This window comes from Halalkalibacterium halodurans, from assembly GCF_004376175.1.
GTDB lineage: Bacteria > Bacillota > Bacilli > Bacillales > Bacillaceae_D > Halalkalibacterium > Halalkalibacterium halodurans.
Genome location: NZ_SNUY01000155.1, coordinates 1 through 1,091 on the forward strand (window position 1 = coordinate 1; position 1,091 = coordinate 1,091).

The following is a 1,091-nucleotide window of genomic DNA, read 5'->3' on the forward strand; positions in this document are numbered from 1 at the left end:
TGACCGCTTTCAACCTACCAACTGAATGGTGCCTAAGCAGATGAAGGAGTTCGACTAGATTAGTATCTAATCTCGCTAACTTTATTTCTGGAATTGTGCGTGTACCACAGAAAGTGGTGAAGAGACAGCATTATTTGGTTATCAAAGATTTTTTATGAATAATTTAGGTTGAAGTATCTATTTTGGCTACTAATTATTCTCTGTTTTATCTCGGATTAATATCTCCTTTAAATAGTTAAGGTCTTGTGCAATATGATTAGACATTGCTGCTGCAGCCCTATCTACATCTCTTGCTTTCATAAAATGAATAATTTCCTCATGTTGCTCCAAAATTTCTAAGCACCTTTTACTGTTTTCAACATTCATCGATCGGTAAAAGAAAGTTAATGAACGCAAATCATTTAATTGTCTTTTTAAACGCATGTTTTGACTAGCTTCTATTATAAGATCATGATACTTCGAATTTAGTTCAACAACTTGTTCAATTGAGTATTCTTTCCCTTTATTAAACACTTCTTTCGTATTTTGAAGAAGATCTGATATATATTCCAATGTCTGATCAGATGCCAACCGCGTTGCTAAAACAGCTGCAACTGATTCAAGTGCTTGTCTGCACTGATAAATATCTTCAACATCCTTTATTGTAGGTTCATAAACAAAAATTCTCGATTTTTCATCAATGACAAGTAACCCCTCCTGTTCTAATGAACGGACAGCTTCTCTTACAGGGCTTCGACTAATTTCCAACGTTCGAGCGATTTTTGCTTCGTAAATTCGCTCTCCTGGTAAAAATTCACCTCTAATAATTTTTTCCCTTAAATAATCATGAGCTTGATGATGATAAGAAACAGCTTTTTTAATAGAAAAATCCATACCTTTTCACCTCTCCCTGATAAAGTGTAACAACTCTAATGATAACAAATGAAAAAACAGTTGAAATAAACATGATTAACGACGAATGATGAAGAGAGTGTAAAATATTTTGTGTAAATAGAAATGCACTAAATGATGTTCATAGAAAAAAGAAGACCCTTTCTGTAGAATAAAGTTAGCCGACTAAATTCACAGAAAAGAGGTCTTCCCTATGAATC

At 33.5% G+C, this 1,091-nt stretch carries 1 protein-coding gene; it reads right to left on the reverse strand.

The window, feature by feature from the left end; translation table 11 throughout:
* Positions 1-189: 189 nt before the first annotated feature.
* A complete protein-coding gene (locus E2L07_RS20560; RefSeq protein WP_134230533.1) occupies positions 190-873 on the reverse strand; it encodes a GntR family transcriptional regulator in 684 nt (227 codons plus the stop codon).
* Between the last annotated feature and the right edge of the window lie 218 nt (positions 874-1,091).